2 protein-coding genes are annotated in these 2,540 nt (G+C 72.8%); one reads left to right on the top strand and one right to left on the bottom strand.

What is annotated here, in order from left to right; translation table 11 throughout:
* Positions 1-128: 128 nt before the first annotated feature.
* Positions 129-1,091, top strand: coding sequence for a M15 family metallopeptidase (locus DZG09_RS00785; protein WP_162893075.1), 963 nt, complete (start codon positions 129-131; stop codon positions 1,089-1,091).
* Between the two features lie 154 nt (positions 1,092-1,245).
* Here the strand turns inward: DZG09_RS00785 and DZG09_RS16820 are convergent.
* The coding region (locus DZG09_RS16820) for a CbiQ family ECF transporter T component (RefSeq protein ID WP_240423574.1) at positions 1,246-2,540 on the bottom strand (1,295 nt) is incomplete at its 5' end.

The raw sequence follows: 2,540 nt of genomic DNA, 5'->3' as shown, positions 1-2,540 counted from the left end.
CGGGGGCCCCCCCCCCCCACCTCTCCGACATCCGGATGCCGCGCAGCGCACTGCCCAGCGTGCAGACCCGTCGCCGGATACCGACGCGTTCCCCGGGGCCTCACATCCGGTGCGACACAATGGAAGCGATGAGGTTCTCGATGGTGACGGCGCGCACGCCGCTGGCGCAGCATCGCGCCGCGCCGCGCCATCGGAGTGCGCTCGGGATGCTGATGGTGCTCCTGGTCGTGGTGGGCGGCACGGCCGGCGCCGCGATCGGGCACATGACCGCAGCGACTGCCCAGGCGCCGGCAGCGCAGACAGTGCAGGAGCCCGCCGGGCCGGCGACCGCCACCGCGCTGCCCGCGCCCGACATCGACGCGGTCACGGCCGCGGCCCCGTGCGAGAACGCGAAGGTCGCCCAGGCTCTCGAAGCGGGTGATCCGGACGCCGTGATCGAGGCGGTCGGAGGAGCGGAGGCGTTCCGCGGGCACGTGGCGACCGGTTCCGCGCCCTGCATCGTGCTCAGCGACGGACGCTGGCCGTGGCTCGTGGTGAACAAGCACCTCACGCTCGACCCGATCGACTACGTGCCGGAGAACCTCACCGCGCCCGACCGTCGCGTCACGACGTCGAGCGTGCTGCGCGCCGAGGTGACCGACGCCGTGAACCGGCTGATCGCCGACGCGGCCGCCGAGGGCGTCGGCGACATCGCGGTGACCAGCGGCTACCGCTCGTACGGGCTGCAGGAGACGCTCTTCAGCGGCTACGTCAACAGCTCCGGTCTGGAGGCAGCTGAGGCGACGTCTGCGCATGCGGGGCACAGCGAGCATCAGACCGGGCTTGCCGTCGATGTGGTGCCGTGCTCCAGCGGCTGCGGCACGATGGACGACTTCGGCGCGTCGGCGCAGGGGCAGTGGACCGCCGAGAACGCGTGGAAGTACGGTCTCATCGTGCGCTACGAAGAGGGGCGCACCGACACCACCGGCTACTCGCCGGAGCCGTGGCACCTGCGCTACATCGGCACGGAGCTCGCGGCCGCGTACCACGAGGGCGAGTTCCACACGCTCGAGGACTTCTTCGGCCTCGAGGCGGCGCCGGACTACGAGTAGACGGGCCGTCGCCGCATCGATGGCGCTGCAGCATGTTGCGGACAGCGCCGGGTTCCGGCCTCGGCGATGCGTATGCGGAGGTGTTCGTGGTGAGCATCGATCCTGAATGGGACGCGGTGATGGCAGACGACTGCACCTGCCGCCGTGACCCGCCTCAGGCGGACAGCATCGCGCCTGCGGTGAAGACGGCCGCGGTGACCACAAGTCCTACGGCGACAGCGACGGTGTCGGGTGTGCGCCAGTGTGGCGGGTGGCGTTCGGTGCGGGTGGGGAAGGCGCCGAACGCGCGGGCGTCCATGGCGAGGGCCACACGTTCGGCGTGCCGGATGGCGCTGGCCAGCAGCGGCACGATCGCGGCGAAACCGCGCGAGACGGGGTTTCCTCCGGTGCCGCGCACGCGGTGCGCCGAGCGGATCACTTCGAGTTCGCGCCGGAAGCGCGGCACGAAGCGGTAGGCGGCGAGGGCGGCGTAGCCGATGCGATATGGCACCCGCAGGTGTGCGACGACTGAGCGGACGAACGCGGTGCCCTCCATGCTCAGCCCGGGGATCAGTGCGAGCGCGAGCAGCGCGGTCAGTCGCAGCCCGGTGGCGGCGCCGGTGGCCGCGTCGCTCCAGAGCGTGAAGCCGCCCGCGATGGCGAGCGCCATCACCGGCAGGATGCCGCAGAGCCAGACGGCCAGCGCGCGGGTCTTCGGAGCGCCGATCAGCACGACGGCGTACGCGACGGCGACGGCGAGCGCCGGTGTGGCGACATCGCGCGTGAACACGAGCCCGATCATCGCCGGCAGCACTGCCGTGAGCAGCGCCAGCGGATCGAGTCGCTCGAGCGGTGCGCGGCGCGGCGCGGGTCGGGGCTGCGCATCCGGCAGCTCATCGGCGGTATCAGCGGTGTCCGATGCCGATGGGGCCGCGGCGGCCGGGCGGTCGGGTTCGGGCGTTGTGTCGGGGGCCGGATGCCGGAGCCGGGCCGGTGCGGTCGGCTCGGCAGCGGCTGGCACGGGTGGGGCTGCGGAAGCCGGATGATCGCGGTCGAGTGTCGTGTCGGGGCCCGGATGCCCGGTAGGCACCTGCGTGGTCGTGTCGGCATCCGGACGCCAGAACGCGGGCTCGCGCACGAGCGGGAGCACCTCGTCGGCGGGGCCGAAGGCGGCCAGCCGCCCGTCCCGCACGGCGGCGATGTGCGTCGCGTGGCGGGCGACGAGATCCGGATCGTGGGTGACGACGATGACCGTGGTACCGCCCCGGTGCAGTTCGTCGAGGAGCGCGAGCAGCGCGTCGGCGCGGGCGCGATCCTGGCCGAACGTGGGCTCGTCGAGCACCAGCACTCCGCCAGGTCGGTCGGCGCCGCCGATCAGCGCGGTGCCGACCGAGAGGCGGCGCTTCTGCCCGCCGGACAGGCGGAACGGGTGCCGGTCGGCGTGAGATCGCAGGTCGAAGCGATCCAGCA

Source organism: Microbacterium halotolerans, assembly GCF_003569805.1.
Classification (GTDB): domain Bacteria; phylum Actinomycetota; class Actinomycetes; order Actinomycetales; family Microbacteriaceae; genus Microbacterium; species Microbacterium halotolerans.
Note: the sequence above shows the minus strand (reverse complement) of the source record. Positions and strands in the feature narration are given on the sequence as shown.